A 14,597-nucleotide genomic window follows, 5' to 3' on the forward strand; every position below is an offset into this window, starting at 1 on the left:
CCTGCCTCGGATCCTCCGAGTGCCTGCGTGCTCGCTGGTGATCGGTGCTCCGCGCGTGGTCGGTGCTCCGCGCGTGGTCGGTGCTGCGCGTGCCGTGGGCGCCTTCGGGGCACCGCGGACGCGCCGCCGTCCTACCGTCCGCCGTTGTAGGGCCCGTACGGCCCGTCGCTGCTGGATCCGCCGCGCCGGCCGCCACCCGACACCTGCTGGAGCGCGGGGCGGACGTCGACCAGGAAGACGATCGTCGCGATCAGCCCGGCGATCTGCAGGAACAGCATCGGTACGAACAGGTTCACGGCGACCGTGACACCGAGCAGAATCAGCCAGAACATCTTCGACTGCTTGTCGGCCGCACGGTACGCGTCCTCGCGGGCGAAGGCGGCGAAACCCAGCGCGACCAGGGCGAGGATGAGCATGGCCAGATTGAGCAGCCAGAGAATCGTGCCGAATCCCTCGAGCAACATGCTGTGCACCGCCTAGTGGGTTGAAACGCGTCACGACCACGGTACGGCCAGGACAAGGCCAACGTACCCGCACAACGGGCCGGGAACCCCGAAAGGTGCCCGGCCCGTGGACGTGCGCCCCGGAACGCCGCCGCGAGGCCGCGCGGGGCGGTACCGCTACTTCCCGGCCTGCGGGCTGGTGGACTTCTTCGCCACGGGCTTGCGCGGCGCGGGCTTGCGGGCGGCCGGCGGCGCCGGCTTCCTCTCCTCCGCCTTGGCCGCCGGCTTGGCCGCGGGCTTCGGGGCGGCCTGGGTCTTCGCCGCACCGTTCGTGGCCTTCGGCGCCTCGGCCTTGGGCGCGGGCTTCGGCTCCGCCTTGGGCTCGACGGCGATCGCGATCTCGGTGATCTCCTCCGCGGCCTCGCCGCGCCACGACTTCACGGCCTGCTCACCGTGCTCGGCGACCTTCTCGTAGGTCTCGCGGGCCCGGACCGCGTACTCAGCGGCCACGCCCACGCTGCGCAGGGCCAGGTCCTGCGCGTTCTCGCCGATCTTCTTCAGGTCGGTGTCCAGGCTCCCGAGCACCTCGGTCACCTTGGCCTGCACGGTGGCCTGGGCCTCGCGGGCCTGAGCCACCACCTTCGCCTGCACGGCCTTCGGGTCGGTCTCCCGTACGGACTCGATACGGGCGGGCGCCTCGGCGCGCAGCTGCTCGATCAGCGCGGGCACCTTCTTCGCCTGCTGCACGGCGAGGTCGGCCGTGCCGGCGGCGAAGTAGAGGGGGGTGGGGTCGGTGAGGGTCTTGCGCAGGTCATCGGTGATGGCCATGACTGTGGTCCTCCCGGATCGCAGATTCGTCGGTTCAGACTTCGGGTGATGAGGGTTGGTCGGCACCACTTCCTGCGGCCGTACGGGGGCCGTCCTCAGAGGTGTCCTTATCCGTATCGGCGGCGAAGCCGTTCTCCTTGCGGAACGATTCGTAGATCTGCAGCAGTACCTGCTTCTGCCGCTCGTTGATCGAGGGATCGGCGAGGATGACGGCCCGCGTCTCCAGCTCGTCCCGCTCGCGCTCGTCGAGGATCCCGGCCCGGACGTACAGCGTCTCGGCGGAGATCCGCAGCGCCTTGGCGACCTGCTGCAGCACGTCGGCGCTCGGCTTGCGCAGCCCGCGCTCGATCTGGCTCAGGTACGGATTGGACACCCCGGCGGCGTCGGCGAGCTGCCGCAGCGACAGCTGCGCGTTGCGCCGCTGCTCGCGGAGATAGTCACCGAGACTGCCGACGTTGAGGGATGCCATGGTGTCGATGGTGCTGCATCGTTGCTAACAATTGCAAGCACCTGCTTGCAAAAGTGCGCTCCATCACCCGGGCGGCCGACCGGGAACCGGATGCGGCGTGGCCGCGTCGAGGGCCGCCGGTGCGGCGGGAGCCGGGGCGCTGACGGGCGTCCCCGGCCGGGCGGGGGTCTGTACCGTGGCCGGTGTGTCCCGTGTACCCCTCTCCGACCTCGTCAGGCTGCGCCGGGCCCGTGACGCGATGGACCGCGACTACGCACAGCCCCTGGACGTACCGGCGCTGGCGCGCATCGCCCTCATGTCGCCGGGCCACTTCTCGCGAAGCTTCCGGTCGGCATACGGCGAGACGCCCTACGGCTATCTCATGACGCGCCGGATCGAACGGGCCAAGGCGCTGCTGCGGCGTGGCGACCTGTCGGTGACGGAGGTCTGCATGGAGGTCGGCTGTACCTCGCTCGGCTCCTTCAGCTCGCGGTTCACCGAGCTGGTCGGCGAGAGCCCCAGCGTGTACCGGGCCCGCGACCACGGCGACGGCGCCGCCATCCCGGCCTGCATCGCGAAGATCCACACCAGGCCGATCAGGAACGGAGAAGCGAAGAGCCCCGCCGGTCCGTAGCGTGACGGGCATGGACATCAAGCTTTCACAGTGCTTCATCGCCGTCGACGACCACGACAAGGCGCTCGCCTTCTACCGCGACGCACTCGGCCTCGAGGTGCGCAACGACGTCGGGTTCGAGGGCATGCGGTGGGTGACCGTGGGCTCGCCCTCGCAGCCGGACGTGGAGATCGTCCTCGAGCCGCCGCTCGCGGATCCGAACGCCACGGACGCCGACCGCCAGGCGGTGGCCGAACTGCTGGCCAAGGGGCTGCTGCGCGGCGTCATCTTCCGAACCGACGACGTCGACGCCACGTTCGAGCGGATCCGCGCCGCGGGCGGCGACGTACTGCAGGAGCCCATGGACCAGCCGTACGGCGTCCGCGACTGCGCCTTCCGCGACCCGGCCGGGAACATGCTCCGGTTCAACCAGCCGCGCGCCAAGTAGCCGAGTAGGGGACACACAGGGGGCGGCGACGACCGGGACGGGCCGGGCCGGCGGGCGGGCGGTTCCAGGGGCAGGGCGGAGCGATTCCAGGGGCAGGGCTAGCGTTCTGCCATGCCGCTGCCCGACTCACTCCATGTGCGCTCCACCCGGCTCGCCTACGACACCGTCGCCGCCGACTACGAGGACCTTGTCCGGGACGAACTGGCGACGAAGCCCCTGGACCGGGCCATGCTCGGGGCGTTCGCCGAGGTGGTGAGGGCGGCGGGGGCAGGGCCCGTGGCCGACGTGGGATGCGGACCCGGGCGGATCGCGGCGTATCTGGCCGGGCTCGGCGTGGACGTGTTCGGGGTCGACCTGTCACCCGAGATGATCGCGGTGGCCCGTCGGACGCACCCGGACCTGCGTTTCGAGGTGGGGAACATGACCGCGCTCGGGTCGGCGGACGGCGCGCTCGGCGGGATCGTCGCGTGGTACTCGACGGTGCACACCCCGCCGGAGGCACTGCCGGACGTCCTCGCCGAGTTCCGGCGGGTCCTCTCCCCGGGCGGTCGGCTGCTGATCGCCTTCAAGGCGGGTGACGAACGCAGGCACCTGGACCACGCGTACGGACACGAACTCTCGCTCGACGTCTACTGGATGCCCCCGGAACGGATCGCCGCCGTGGTCGCGGGGGCCGGGCTCGAAGTGGAGGCCACGCTGGTGCGCGAGCCCGACGAGCGGGAGCGGCCCCGGCAGGGACGGCAGGCGTTCCTCATGGCGCGCCGCACCTGAGTCGCCGCGACCGCCTCCACACACGCACCGCACCCGCACCCACGGCCGTCGCCGGCTTCGTACCTTCCCCCCTCCGCGCCACCGTCCGCGTTCCGCCGTCCCGTCCCGCCGCCCTTCAGGAAGCCGAGAATGACCCAGGTCATCGCCGTCGCCGTCATCACCGTCCTGGCCGTCATCAGTCCCGGCGCCGACTTCGCCATGACCGTGCGCAACAGCTATCTGTACGGCAGGACCGCCGGGCTGCTCGCGGCGGCCGGCATATCCCTGGGCGTCCTGGTGCACGTCGCCTACACCATGCTCGGCGTAGGGCTGCTCGTGAGCCGCAGCCCCGCCGTGTTCACGGTGATGAAGCTGGTCGGCGCGCTCTACCTCGTCTACATCGGCGTGAGGACCTTCACCGCCCGCACCCGCCTGGACATCGATCTTTCCGGGCCGGGCGGACTCTCGCGGACGCAGGCTCTCCGCACCGGCTTCCTGACCAATGCGCTCAACCCCAAGACCATGCTGTTCGTGGTGAGTACGTACACCCAGGTCGTGACCGCCGGGACGCCCCTCGCCCAACGGATCGGGTACGGGTTGTTCATGTCCCTGGCCCATCTCGTCTGGTTCAGCCTGGCCGCGCTGTGTTTCTCCCACGAGACGCTGCGGGCCCGGATGCTGCGCCGGCAGGCGGTGCTGAACCGGGTCATCGGTTCGGTTCTGGTCGGCCTGGGCGTGGCGCTCGCCCTCACCCCCGCAGCGTGAGCGGCCCGTCCGCATGAGCGCCGGTTCCGCATGAGCGCCGGTTCCGCATGAGCGCCGGTTCCGCGTGAGCGCCGGTTCCGCATGAGCGCCGGTTCCGCGTGAGCGAACGGCCGCGTGGGCTCCGCCTAGACGTGCGGGACGCCCGACAGGAGGGCCATGTCCTCCTCGGTCAGCCGCAGCGCGCCCGCCGCCACGTTCTCCTCCAGATGGGCGGGATCGCCCGTGCCCGGGATCGCCAGTACGTGCGGGCCGAGGCCGAGCGTCCAGGCCACACGGACCTGTGCGGGGCTCACGCCGTGGGCACGGGCGACGGCGAGGACGGGGTCGTGCTCCGTTCCGACGACGCCCGCTTCCCGGCCCCGGCCCGCGATGGCGAAGAACGGCACGTACGCGACGCCCTGTTCACCGCAGGCGGCGATGAACTCGCGCTCCTCGCGCGGCACTCCGACGGTGCAGGCGTTCTGGACGCAGACGACCGGCGCGATCGTACGCGCCTCGGCGAGTTGGGCCGGCGAGACGTTGGAGACGCCGAGGTGACGGACGAGTCCGGCCTCCCGGAGCTCGGCCAGGGCGCCGAAGTGCTCGGCGACGGAGCCGGTCGCCTTGCTCCTCGGGACACGGAGGTTGACCACGTCGAGATGGTCGCGGCCGAGTTGGCGGAGGTTCTCCTCCACCTGGCCGCGGAGCTGGGGCGGCGAGGCCCAGCACCAGTCGCCGGACGCGTCCCGCCCGGCCCACACCTTGGTGGCGATGACGAGGTCGTCGGCGTACGGCGCGAGCGCGGTGTTGATCAACTCGTTGGCCGACCGCAGCGACGAGAAGTAGAAGGAGGCCGTGTCGATGTGGTTCACGCCGAGCTCGACCGCGCGACGCAGCACGGCGATCGCGCGGCGCCGGTCGCTCGGTCCGCCGTCGGCGTTCGCCGTCAGGCGCATCGCGCCGAATCCGAGCCTGTTGACCGTGAGGTCGCCGAGCTTCCAGGTGCCGGCCGCTGTCGCGTTGATCGTCTCCGAGGTCATGGGCGGAGTCTGACACGCCGCCCCCGGACCCGGGAGCGAGAACATCCACTTCTGGATAATCTGCCACGGATCGAATTGTTACGCTTGCACCATGACGGCCATGGCACCCGCCCGCACGGAACCCGACCTCTCCTATCTCCTGGACCACACCAGCCATGTGCTCCGCACCCGAATGTCGGCCGCGCTGGCCGAGATCGGACTGACCCCGCGGATGCACTGCGTACTGGTCCACGCCCTGGAGGAGGAGCGAACCCAGGCCCAGCTCGCCGAGATCGGCGACATGGACAAGACCACCATGGTCGTCACGGTGGACGCGCTCGAGAAGGCCGGGCTCGCCGAGCGACGGCCGTCCCGGTCGGACCGCCGCGCCCGGATCATCGCGGTGACGGAGGAAGGTGCGCGAATCGCCGGACGAAGCCAGGAGATCGTCGACGCCGTGCACCAGCAGGCGCTGTCGTCCCTCCCCGGCCCGGAGCGCGGGAGCCTGCTGCGCGCCCTGACCCTGCTGACCGAGGGGCACCTCGCCACCCCTGTGGAGAGTCCGCGCCCGGCACGACGGGCGCGCCAGCGCGAGAAGTGACATGCAGGAGAAGTGACGTGCAGGAGAGGGACTTGCGCGAGAAGTGACTTGCGCGAGAAGCGATGTGGACGGACGCGGCGTTGGAGAGCGCACGAGCAGGCGGGGCCAGGGGGTGACGGAAGGAGCGGAGAGGCAACGGAGCGCAAAGTGGGTCCGTAAAAAATAGTCCGCAACAAAACCTTCTGCTACGGTCTTTCGTAGTCGGCGCGGTCCGCTGCCCGTGTGCGTGAGCCGCCGGCGTGTGCATCTCGGCACCCATCGACGGGAGAGACCGCATGTCCGCAGTTCCCGCTCCGCCCAAGGCCACCTCCGGCACCGCCACGACCGCCCTCCGATCGCGCTGGGTCGCCCTCGGGGTCGTCGCCACGGGCCTGTTGATGACGATCCTCGACGGCAGCATCGTCACCGTCGCCATGCCGGCCATCCAGCACGACATGGGCTTCTCGCCCGCGGCGCTCAGCTGGGTCGTCAACGCGTATCTGATCCCGTTCGGCAGCCTGCTCCTGCTCGCGGGGCGGCTGGGCGACCTCATCGGCCGGAAGCGGATGTTCCTCGCCGGGACCGCGGTCTTCACGGCTGCCTCCCTGCTCGCGGGCCTCGCCTCGTCGCCCGGGGTGCTGCTCGCCGCCCGGCTCCTCCAGGGCGCCGGAAGCGCGATGGCCTCCGCCGTCGGGCTGGGCATCCTGGTGACCCTGTTCACCGAGGCGGCCGAACGTGCCAGGGCCGTCGCGGTGTTCAGCTTCACGGGGGCGGCGGGCGCGTCGCTCGGGCAGGTACTGGGCGGGATTCTCACCGACGCCCTCGACTGGCACTGGATCTTCTTCATCAACCTGCCGATCGGACTCGCCGTGCTCGCCCTCGCCGTGCACGCACTGCCCGCCGACCGCGGCCCGGGACTGCACGAAGGAGCCGATGCCGCCGGCGCGGTCCTGGTCACCGCCGGGCTGATGACCGGCATCTACGCGGTCGTCAAGGTCGAGCAGTACGGCTGGTACTCGGCCCACACGCTCGGTCTCGGCGCGACGGCCGCCGCCCTGCTCATCGCGTTCGCCGTCCGCCAGGCCACCGCCGCGACCCCGCTCGTACCGCTGCGGATCTTCCGCTCCCGCCGTGTCGCGGGCGCCAACGCGGTCCAGATGCTGATGGTGGCCGCGCTGTTCTCGTTCCAGATCCTCGTCGCGCTGTACCTGCAGAAGGTCCTCGGGTACGGCGCCGCCGGCACCGGTCTCGCGATGCTGCCGGCGGCCGTGGCCATCGGCGCGGTGTCCCTGGGCGTCTCGGCCAGGCTCAACGCCCGCTTCGGGGAACGCGATGTGCTGCTCGCCGGGCTCGTCCTGCTGATCGGGATGCTGGCCCTGCTCTCCCGCCTGCCGGTACGCGCGGACTACGTCACCGATCTGCTGCCCCTGATGCTGTCGGCCGCGGGATTCGGCCTGGCTCTGCCGGCGCTGACGACGCTCGGCATGTCGGGCGCGGGGGACGACGACGCCGGGCTGGCGTCCGGGCTGTTCAACACCACCCAGCAGATCGGCATGGCCCTGGGCGTCGCCGTCCTGTCCACGCTGGCGGCGGGCCGCAGCGAACGCCTCCTGGCCGACGGCACGTCCGCGGCCGCGGCCCTGACCGCGGGCTACCGGCTCGCGTTCACGGTGGGCGCGGGCCTTCTCGTGGCGGCGTTCGCCGTCGCACTCCTGACCCTTCGCCGGCCGGTGGCGCGAAAGCTGCCCGAGGCCGACCGCACCCCGGCCCCGACTCCGCCTGCGAGCCCCTCGACTCCCTGACCGCAAACTCCCGGAACTCCCTGACCGGGCACTCCCTCACCGGAGACCTTCATCTGCCCCGCCGACCGGGGGCCACGCCGGTGCCGTCCGGCCGGCCTCCCCACCACCGCCTTGGTCCCCGTCCCCGCCCGACCGCCGACCGGCCCCCGCCTCCCGGTCGGCGGTCAACCGGTGCCAGTGGCGTCTCGTACGTCCGCCCATCGTGCCCCGCCAACGGCGCCCACCGCATTCCGATAGGCGGCCGGAAATCAGTGTTGCCCAGCGCGCCCGTCCCGCATTAGGTTGGGCGCGTGACTGCCGGGTCGGCCATGGGCCAAGAACGAGTAGGGCACCCGGCCTTGGCGTGATGCCGAGGCGGGCGAGAGGCCCGCCTTTTCTGCTTTCCACGGCGCGTGCTGCCGCACCGCCGTTCTCGCGATTGCCGCACCCGGTGCGGCCGCGCGCCGACGCACCCCGTACGCCCCGCCCGACGGCACACATGCCCGCGCACCTGCGGAGGCCTGTGCCCGCAGCGCATGTACGGACCGTGCGGCCTCCGCGCCTGCGCGTACCGCGCACCCTTCCTTTCCCCCACCCGTCAGGCGTCGACGCGCCCTGCCCCGGGTGAATTCGCCATGCCCGAAACCGCGAAAGCACAAGAAGAAAGCAGAGAATGCCGAACGATTTCAACCAGCAGGTCATCGATGAGTTCCGCGCCAACCGCGGCCGTGTCGGGGGCTATTTCGAAGGAGCCAGGCTGCTCCTTCTGACGACCACCGGGGCACGGTCCGGCGCCCCGCACACCACCCCCGTCGGCTACCTCCCGGACGGCGGCGAACGCGTTCTCGTCATCGCCTCCGCCGGCGGCTCGCCGAAGCACCCCGACTGGTACCACAACATCGTCGCGAACCCCCGGCTCACCGTCGAGGACGGCGTCTTCACCTACGAGGCCCGCGCCGTGGTGCTCGACCCGGAGGAGCGCGACGGCGCCTTCGCCCGTGCCGTGGAGGCGGATCCCGGCTGGGGGGAGTACCAGGCGAAGACCGGACGCGTGATCCCGGTCGTCGCCCTCGAGTCGGTCGAGAACGGCCCGCCGAACATGGGCACCGCGTCCATGGGCGAGGCCATCAAGGCGGTCCACGACGCATTCCGGCGCGAACTCGCCCTCATCCGCGACGAGATCGCCACCGCCGGCCCGAGGCTCGGCGCCCAGCTCCGGATCAACTGCCTGACGCTCTGCCAGGGCCTGCACAACCACCACACCGGCGAGGACACCGCCCTCTTCCCCTTCCTCGCCGGGCGGTACGAGGAACTCGCCCCGGTGATGGACCGGTTGCGCGAGGAGCACGGGAAGATCGCGGCGCTCCTGGACGAACTGCGCCGCGTCGTCACGGCGGACGGCACCGAGCCCGGGCTCGTTCAGGCCGAAGTCGGACGGCTCACCGACGAGCTCGAGACACATCTCGCCTACGAGGAGGAGCAGTTGATCCCCGTTCTCGACGCCGCCGCCTGACCGGGCGCCGGGCCGGTGACCCGGCGCGCGGCTCAAACACGTGCCCGGGCTCCGGCCCTGCTGGTATCCACGGGTGATGCCCCTCAGCACATCCGCTTGGCGCCCCGACTTCTTCCGGTACGTCGTCGGCCGCGGTGTGTCCACCGCCGGGACCGCCCTCGTCAACGTCGTGATCGCCTTCGCGGTCCTCGCCGCCGACGGCGACGGACTCTCCGTCGGGCTCGTACTGGCCGGCTCCGTGCTGACGCAGACGCTGCTGATCCCGGTGGGCGGGGTGGTGGCGGACCGGGTGGACCGCCGGACGGTGGTCGTGCTGGGCAACGCGGCGCTCGCCGCCGCGCACGGCACCATGGGGCTGTTGCTGCTCCTGGCCCCCGAGCGGGTCGCGGTGTGGATGTTCGCCGCCGCCGCGGCGACGACGGGTGCCGCGAGCGCCGCCGTCCAACCGGCGTTCCAGGGGCTCATCGTGCAACTGGTGCCGCCGGCGGCGCTCCAGCACGCCAACGCGAGTCTGCGTCTGGTCCTGAATCTGGCGCGCATCGCCGTACCCGGCCTGGGCGCGATGCTCGGCGCGGCCTTCGGGCACGGGCAGGTGCTGCTCGCCGCGGCAGTGGCGTTCGGTGCGTGCTGCGCGGTACTGGCGGGCCTGCGGGTGGTGACGCCACCGCGCGCGGTCGGTGCCGTGCTCACCGGCGCCCGGGAGGGCTGGGAGGCGTTCCGCAGTCGGCCGTGGATGTGGGGGTACGCGCTCGCCGGAGCCGTCGCCGTACCGCTGTGGCTCGCCGGGTACCAGCTCCTCGGCCCACTCGTCCTCGCCGGCCGGGCGAACGGCCAGGCCCACTGGGGCTGGGCCGTTTCGGTTTTCTCCGGGGGCATGGTGCTCGGATCGCTGATCGCGCTGCGCTGGCGGCCTCGGCGCGTGATGCTCGCCTGTGTGCTGGTGCAGCTGGTCTGGCCGCTGCCGCTCGCCGTGCTGGCCGCGCATCCCGAACTCCGCTGGCTGCTCGCCGCCATGCTGGTCAGCGGCGCGAGTCTGGAGCTCGCCGTGGTGCTCTACGAGACGGCCAAGCAGCAGCAGGTCCCGGAGGAACTGATCGGCCGGGTCAGCTCGCTGTCGATGTTCGGCGAGACCGCGCTCGTACCGCTCGCGTACGTCCTGGCCGGGACCGTCGCCGACCGCATCGGCTCGACGCCCGTGATGTGGATCTGCTGCGCCGGCATCCTCGCCGTCACCGTGGCCCTGCTGCCGGTACGCGATGTGCGCCGGCTGCGGCGGCTTCCGGCCGCCGGGCGGGGTGCGGCGAAGGTTCCCGAGCGGTCCATGAGCGAGGCGGACTGAGACCGGAACGGGCGGGGACGGGGCTCACCCCTCCCCGTCGGCCCTGCGTCCCTCGATCAGGACCGCCACACCGTCCAGGATCCGCTCCAGCCCGAAGGCGAACTCGTAGCCGGGCTCGTCGGGTTGGGTCATCACTCCGGAGCCGAGCAGCCGGGCCACCGACGGGTAGCGGTCCGGGTCGGCGAGGCGGGCGAGGGTGTTCTGGTGGCGGGCCATGAACTCCTCGGGGGTACCGCCGGCCCTGACGGCCGTGTCGAGCTCCGCCATCATCGTGGCCTCGCTGCGGACGAACCCACTGACCAGCAGGATCACCGAGATCTTCGCGCCGTCGTCGAGCCCGGTGGTCTCCAGTGCCACCAGGCCCTGTTCCCACCAGGCCACCATGTTCGGCGTCGCGGGCGGGCCGGAGACCGGGATCCGCAGCGCCCACAGATGGCTCAGCAGCACCTCCCGCTGCGCCCGTGCCCAGGCGGTGAGGGCCTCACGCCAGTCCGCGTCGCGGGGTGCCGGGGGCGGCGGCCCGAGAGCGGCCTCCTGCATCAGTACGTAGAGCTCGTCCTTGGCGGCCACGTAGCGGTAGAGGGACATGGTCGACACGCCAAGGGCCTTCGCCACCCGGCCCATGGAGACCGCGGGCAGCCCCTCCTCGGCGGCGATCGCCACGGCGGCCCCGACGATCCGGTCGAGGCTGAGGCCCGGCTTGGGCCCCTTCGCGGGCCGCTCCCGCAGCCCCCACGCGGCCTCGATGCTCGCGGGCAGCCCGGTACGGCCGGCTCCCGCGCCGCGATCCGCCATCGGTCGCACCTCCGCTCTCCTGGCACCTTGACGCACATCCTAGTAATGCGTAACTCTTACGCAGTAACGCGTATGCCATACGCAGTACTGACCACAGGGGGGTACCGCCGTGAAACCGAGCGCGCACGAACCGCATGGACCGCGCAAACCGCAGGCACCGCAGGAACCGCACGACCACCGTGAACCGCACACACCCGACGAGCCGCACACACCCGACGAGCCGCGCCACGCGCCCCACCCGCGCCCCGGCCGCCGTCGCCCCGGCCCGTCCGGCCCGTCCGGCCGGTCCGGCCCGTCCGGACCAGGGAGCGGGCGGCACCCGATCCCGGCCATCGAGGCCACGGCCCTGCAGAAGTCCTACGGCGACGTCCGGGTCCTCGGCGGCGTCGACCTGCGCGTCGAACGCGGCACCGTCTTCTCGCTCCTCGGCCCCAACGGCGCGGGCAAGACCACCACCATCCGCATCCTCACCACGCTCACCGGGGCGGACGCCGGCACCGCCCGCGTCGCCGGACACGACGTCGTCGCCGAGCGGTCCGCCGTACGCCGGGCCATCAGCCTCACCGGACAGTTCGCCGCCGTCGACGAGATGCAGACCGGCGAGGAGAACCTGCGCATGATGGCCCGGCTCAGCGGCGCCTCCAGGGCAGCCGCCCGGAGCCGCGCCGCCGAACTGCTGGAGCGCTTCGACCTCACCGCGGCGGCCCGGCGGCCCGCTCGTACCTACTCGGGCGGCATGCGCCGGCGGCTCGACCTTGCCGCGGGCCTCGTCGGCAACCCCGAGGTGATCTTCCTGGACGAGCCCACGACCGGACTCGACCCACGCAGCCGACAGCAACTGTGGGAGGTGGTACGTGAGTTGTCGACCGACGGAGCCACCGTCTTCCTCACCACCCAGTACCTGGAGGAGGCCGATCAGCTCGCGGACCGCATCGCCGTGATCGACGGCGGGCGGATCGTCGCCGAGGGCACCTCGCACGACCTCAAGAGCCGGGTCGCGGGCCACCGCCTCGACCTCGTCCTCAGCAGCCGCGCCGCGTACGAGCGCCTCGCCGCACGGGCGGTCCTCAGCATCCCCGAGACTCTGACCCTCGGCGTGCCGACCGACGGCACGGCGGTTCACGTACGGGCGCTCCTGGACGAACTCGACCCGGGACGGGGCGATGTGGCCCGCTTCTCCCTGCACACCGCGACGCTCGACGACGTCTTCCTGACCCTCACCCGTACGCCGCCGCGGACGGCCACCTCGTCCGCCGTGTCCACCGAGTCCACCGAGGAGGCCACCCGTGTCTGACGCGCTCACCCTGACGGGCCGCGCCCTGCGCCTCAGCAGGCGCAACGTCGACGCCGTCATCACCAGTCTGATGCTGCCGGTAATGCTGATGCTGATCTTCGTCTACTTCTTCGGCGGGGCCATCGAGACCGGCACGGCGTACGTCACCTACGTCGTCCCCGGGGTGCTGCTGCTGTGCGCGGGCTTCGGCGCGTCCACCACGGCCGTGACGGTCAGCGAGGACATGAAGGGCGGCATCATCGACCGCTTCCGCTCGCTGGACATCGGCGGCCTCCCCATCCTGACCGGCCACGCCGCCGCCAGCACGGCCCGCAACCTCGTCTCGACCGCCCTCGTCCTCGGCGTCGCCTTCGCGATCGGCTTCCGCCCCTCGGCGAGCCCGGCCGGCTGGCTCGCCGCGGCCGGCATCCTGCTCGCCTTCGTCATCGCCGTGTCCTGGCTGTCGGCGGCGATCGGGCTGCTCGCGAAGACCCCTGAAGCAGCCGGCGGATTCACCTTCTTCATGATGTTCCTGCCATACCCGAGCAGCGCGTTCGTACCGATCGAGACGATGCCGGACTGGCTGCACGGCTTCGCGGAGCACCAGCCGGTCACCTCGGTCATCGAGTCCCTGCGCGGCCTGCTGCTGGGCCGGCCGGTCGGCGACTCGCCGTGGATCGCGCTGCTGTGGTGCGCGGGGCTGCTGGCCGTGGGGCTGGTGGGCGCGTCGTCGCTCTTCAGGTGGCGGACGAGGTGAGCCGGGGGTGGCGCTTGCACCAGGCTTGCAGGGCGTCGGCGATCTGCCACGGCTCGGGTACGGAGCCCAGCCCGAGCGGACCGGCACCGCGCAGCAAGACCCGGTGCAGGCGCCCGGCAGTCTCCTCCAGCCGCGTCCTCTCGGCACCGGATCCGGTGCCGGGGGCCGGGCCGTGCACGGTCAGTGCGGATCGGATGACGTCCGTGAACACCGACTGTGCCTCCTTGAAGGCCAGCAGCAGCCGCAGGTCGCGCCGCCATCCCAGGGAGGCCCCCGGCCGGGCCCGCTCCACCCGGTGCGCCCACTCCCGGGCGACCGCCACGGCCTGCCGGTCCGGGTAACCGGCCAGATGGAGATGGGTCGCCAGGTCGTAGAGAGGATCGCCGGCGATCGCGAGCTCCCAGTCGATCGTCCAGAGCGTCCGCCGGGCGTCCAGGACGAGGTTCTCCCGATGGAGGTCCCCGTGCAGGAGGCAGAAGGGGCGCTCCCGCAGCCCTTCGGCACGGTCCAGGAGCCGCCGCAGGGAGACGTCCGTGACGCCCAGAACCTCGAACAGGTCCCCGTATTCGGGCTCGTTGTCCTGGTAGACCCGGGTACCGACGAACCGGATGAGCCCTCGCAGAAAGCCCGCGGTGTCCCCGTCGCGAGGCCGGTCGGCCGGATCACAGGTCCGTTCGAGGTCCAGGTCGGCCGGTCTGATCACCACCAATTCGGTGAACAGCCGCAGGAGTTGCCCGACGACCTCCCGGGGCAGCCACCCCTCGCGTCCGTACCTGGTGCCCAGTGTGGCGCCCTCCACGAACCGTTGCAGCGGAACGCCCTCCACCTCGACGAGCTCGGGCACGCTGCCCACCCGTCCGCGGAGTTCGCCGATCAACCGCTCCTCGGACGCGAAGCATCTACGGTCGAACCAGAGGAGTCCCGGCTTGGGCTCGCGGCACTTCCAGCGCACCGTGCCGTCCACGCCGAGGGCCTCGGCCACCTCGGGCGGCAAGGGGATCACGTACGTCTCGTGGTGATGGCCCTCGATCGGCCCTTCGACCCGGTTTTCGTCACGGCTCAGGGTGATGGCTCGCCGACGTGCGGCGGACATCGGTTCGCCCATGGCCGCAGCCCTCTTGCCCAGTGGTACCGAAGTGAGGAGTGCACGCTACCGCCTCACGGCTCCCCCCGTCCCACGTACCCGCGCAGCGACCCGCCGTGGAGTCCTCGAATGCCCCGTGCGGGTGACGGAGGGCCGGCACGCCGCGCGTGCACGCGACCCGT

Annotated in this window: 16 protein-coding genes; 10 read left to right on the forward strand and 6 right to left on the reverse strand. The window is 71.8% G+C overall.

Translation table 11 applies throughout. The features are described from left to right. Window positions 1-131: 131 nt before the first annotated feature. From BLT82_RS31710 to BLT82_RS31720, 3 genes are all read right to left on the reverse strand, one after another. Complete coding sequence (locus BLT82_RS31710) at window positions 132-464, reverse strand: DUF2516 family protein (RefSeq protein WP_093661122.1); 333 nt, start codon at window positions 462-464, stop codon at window positions 132-134. Window positions 465-620: 156 nt separating this feature from the next. Beyond that, window positions 621-1,271, reverse strand: coding sequence for a hypothetical protein (locus BLT82_RS31715; RefSeq protein ID WP_093661124.1), 651 nt, complete (start codon window positions 1,269-1,271; stop codon window positions 621-623). A 34-nt stretch (window positions 1,272-1,305) separates the two neighbouring features. Then, window positions 1,306-1,740: a helix-turn-helix domain-containing protein gene (locus BLT82_RS31720; RefSeq protein WP_093661126.1), complete on the reverse strand. Its 435-nt coding sequence runs from the start codon at window positions 1,738-1,740 to the stop codon at window positions 1,306-1,308. A gap of 238 nt (window positions 1,741-1,978) precedes the next feature. Between BLT82_RS31720 and BLT82_RS31725 the strand changes: the two genes are divergently transcribed. The 4 genes from BLT82_RS31725 to BLT82_RS31740 all read left to right on the forward strand — a co-directional run bounded on the left by BLT82_RS31725 (window position 1,979) and on the right by BLT82_RS31740 (window position 4,295). Continuing rightward, entirely contained in the window at window positions 1,979-2,353 is a 375-nt protein-coding gene (locus BLT82_RS31725; RefSeq protein WP_093661247.1) for a helix-turn-helix transcriptional regulator, read from the forward strand. Between the two features lie 10 nt (window positions 2,354-2,363). Continuing rightward, window positions 2,364-2,780, forward strand: a complete 417-nt coding sequence (locus tag BLT82_RS31730; RefSeq protein ID WP_093661249.1) for a VOC family protein — start codon at window positions 2,364-2,366, stop codon at window positions 2,778-2,780. A 111-nt stretch (window positions 2,781-2,891) separates the two neighbouring features. After that, on the forward strand, window positions 2,892-3,551 hold the full coding sequence (locus BLT82_RS31735) for a class I SAM-dependent DNA methyltransferase (RefSeq protein WP_093661128.1): 660 nt from the start codon (window positions 2,892-2,894) through the stop codon (window positions 3,549-3,551). A gap of 129 nt (window positions 3,552-3,680) precedes the next feature. Then, window positions 3,681-4,295, forward strand: a complete 615-nt coding sequence (locus BLT82_RS31740; RefSeq protein WP_093661130.1) for a LysE family translocator — start codon at window positions 3,681-3,683, stop codon at window positions 4,293-4,295. 125 nt (window positions 4,296-4,420) lie between these two features. On the opposite strand, the gene BLT82_RS31745 is transcribed toward BLT82_RS31740, so the two are convergent. Beyond that, a complete protein-coding gene (locus tag BLT82_RS31745; protein ID WP_093661132.1) occupies window positions 4,421-5,314 on the reverse strand; it encodes an aldo/keto reductase in 894 nt (297 codons plus the stop codon). A 91-nt stretch (window positions 5,315-5,405) separates the two neighbouring features. Here BLT82_RS31745 and BLT82_RS31750 point away from each other — a divergent pair, with 91 nt between their 5' ends. The 4 genes from BLT82_RS31750 (at window position 5,406) to BLT82_RS31765 (ending at window position 10,506) form a co-directional block, all read left to right on the forward strand. Further along, the gene (locus tag BLT82_RS31750; RefSeq protein ID WP_093661134.1) at window positions 5,406-5,894 is read left to right on the forward strand and encodes a MarR family winged helix-turn-helix transcriptional regulator; all 489 of its coding nucleotides are present in this window, start codon (window positions 5,406-5,408) and stop codon (window positions 5,892-5,894) included. A gap of 275 nt (window positions 5,895-6,169) precedes the next feature. Continuing rightward, a complete protein-coding gene (locus BLT82_RS31755; RefSeq protein ID WP_093661136.1) occupies window positions 6,170-7,675 on the forward strand; it encodes a DHA2 family efflux MFS transporter permease subunit in 1,506 nt (501 codons plus the stop codon). A gap of 652 nt (window positions 7,676-8,327) precedes the next feature. Next, window positions 8,328-9,167 (forward strand): nitroreductase/quinone reductase family protein, encoded by an 840-nt coding sequence (locus tag BLT82_RS31760; protein WP_093661138.1) that lies wholly within the window; start codon window positions 8,328-8,330, stop codon window positions 9,165-9,167. Between the two features lie 76 nt (window positions 9,168-9,243). Continuing rightward, the gene (locus tag BLT82_RS31765) at window positions 9,244-10,506 is read left to right on the forward strand and encodes an MFS transporter (RefSeq protein WP_093661140.1); all 1,263 of its coding nucleotides are present in this window, start codon (window positions 9,244-9,246) and stop codon (window positions 10,504-10,506) included. A gap of 24 nt (window positions 10,507-10,530) precedes the next feature. Here BLT82_RS31765 and BLT82_RS31770 read toward each other — a convergent pair whose 3' ends face one another. Further along, window positions 10,531-11,301 (reverse strand): TetR/AcrR family transcriptional regulator C-terminal domain-containing protein, encoded by a 771-nt coding sequence (locus BLT82_RS31770; protein WP_093661142.1) that lies wholly within the window; start codon window positions 11,299-11,301, stop codon window positions 10,531-10,533. A 322-nt stretch (window positions 11,302-11,623) separates the two neighbouring features. Here BLT82_RS31770 and BLT82_RS31775 point away from each other — a divergent pair, with 322 nt between their 5' ends. Together BLT82_RS31775 and BLT82_RS31780 are read left to right on the forward strand one after the other, a co-directional pair. Further along, the gene (locus BLT82_RS31775) at window positions 11,624-12,595 is read left to right on the forward strand and encodes an ATP-binding cassette domain-containing protein (protein WP_093661251.1); all 972 of its coding nucleotides are present in this window, start codon (window positions 11,624-11,626) and stop codon (window positions 12,593-12,595) included. Further along, on the forward strand, window positions 12,588-13,331 hold the full coding sequence (locus tag BLT82_RS31780) for an ABC transporter permease (RefSeq protein WP_093661144.1): 744 nt from the start codon (window positions 12,588-12,590) through the stop codon (window positions 13,329-13,331). Before BLT82_RS31775 ends, BLT82_RS31780 begins: the two co-directional genes overlap by 8 nt. Here BLT82_RS31780 and BLT82_RS31785 read toward each other — a convergent pair. Further along, window positions 13,312-14,436 (reverse strand): phosphotransferase, encoded by a 1,125-nt coding sequence (locus BLT82_RS31785; protein WP_093661146.1) that lies wholly within the window; start codon window positions 14,434-14,436, stop codon window positions 13,312-13,314. The two genes, BLT82_RS31780 and BLT82_RS31785, sit on opposite strands and share 20 nt — an antisense overlap. Window positions 14,437-14,597 lie beyond the last annotated feature (161 nt).

The sequence above is a fragment of the Streptomyces wuyuanensis genome, from assembly GCF_900103455.1.
Taxonomy (GTDB): domain Bacteria; phylum Actinomycetota; class Actinomycetes; order Streptomycetales; family Streptomycetaceae; genus Streptomyces; species Streptomyces wuyuanensis.

Bases quoted from the DNA above. Each gene is read 5' to 3' on its own strand.
- BLT82_RS31710 (WP_093661122.1), bottom strand. From the start codon at position 464: ATGTTGCTCGAGGGATTCGGCACGATTCTCTGGCTGCTCAATCTGGCC.
- BLT82_RS31715 (WP_093661124.1), bottom strand. From the start codon at position 1,271: ATGGCCATCACCGATGACCTGCGCAAGACCCTCACCGACCCCACCCCC.
- BLT82_RS31720 (WP_093661126.1), bottom strand. From the start codon at position 1,740: ATGGCATCCCTCAACGTCGGCAGTCTCGGTGACTATCTCCGCGAGCAG.
- BLT82_RS31725 (WP_093661247.1), top strand. From the start codon at position 1,979: ATGGACCGCGACTACGCACAGCCCCTGGACGTACCGGCGCTGGCGCGC.
- BLT82_RS31730 (WP_093661249.1), top strand. From the start codon at position 2,364: ATGGACATCAAGCTTTCACAGTGCTTCATCGCCGTCGACGACCACGAC.
- BLT82_RS31735 (WP_093661128.1), top strand. From the start codon at position 2,892: ATGCCGCTGCCCGACTCACTCCATGTGCGCTCCACCCGGCTCGCCTAC.
- BLT82_RS31740 (WP_093661130.1), top strand. From the start codon at position 3,681: ATGACCCAGGTCATCGCCGTCGCCGTCATCACCGTCCTGGCCGTCATC.
- BLT82_RS31745 (WP_093661132.1), bottom strand. From the start codon at position 5,314: ATGACCTCGGAGACGATCAACGCGACAGCGGCCGGCACCTGGAAGCTC.
- BLT82_RS31750 (WP_093661134.1), top strand. From the start codon at position 5,406: ATGACGGCCATGGCACCCGCCCGCACGGAACCCGACCTCTCCTATCTC.
- BLT82_RS31755 (WP_093661136.1), top strand. From the start codon at position 6,170: ATGTCCGCAGTTCCCGCTCCGCCCAAGGCCACCTCCGGCACCGCCACG.
- BLT82_RS31760 (WP_093661138.1), top strand. From the start codon at position 8,328: ATGCCGAACGATTTCAACCAGCAGGTCATCGATGAGTTCCGCGCCAAC.
- BLT82_RS31765 (WP_093661140.1), top strand. From the start codon at position 9,244: ATGCCCCTCAGCACATCCGCTTGGCGCCCCGACTTCTTCCGGTACGTC.
- BLT82_RS31770 (WP_093661142.1), bottom strand. From the start codon at position 11,301: ATGGCGGATCGCGGCGCGGGAGCCGGCCGTACCGGGCTGCCCGCGAGC.
- BLT82_RS31785 (WP_093661146.1), bottom strand. From the start codon at position 14,436: ATGGGCGAACCGATGTCCGCCGCACGTCGGCGAGCCATCACCCTGAGC.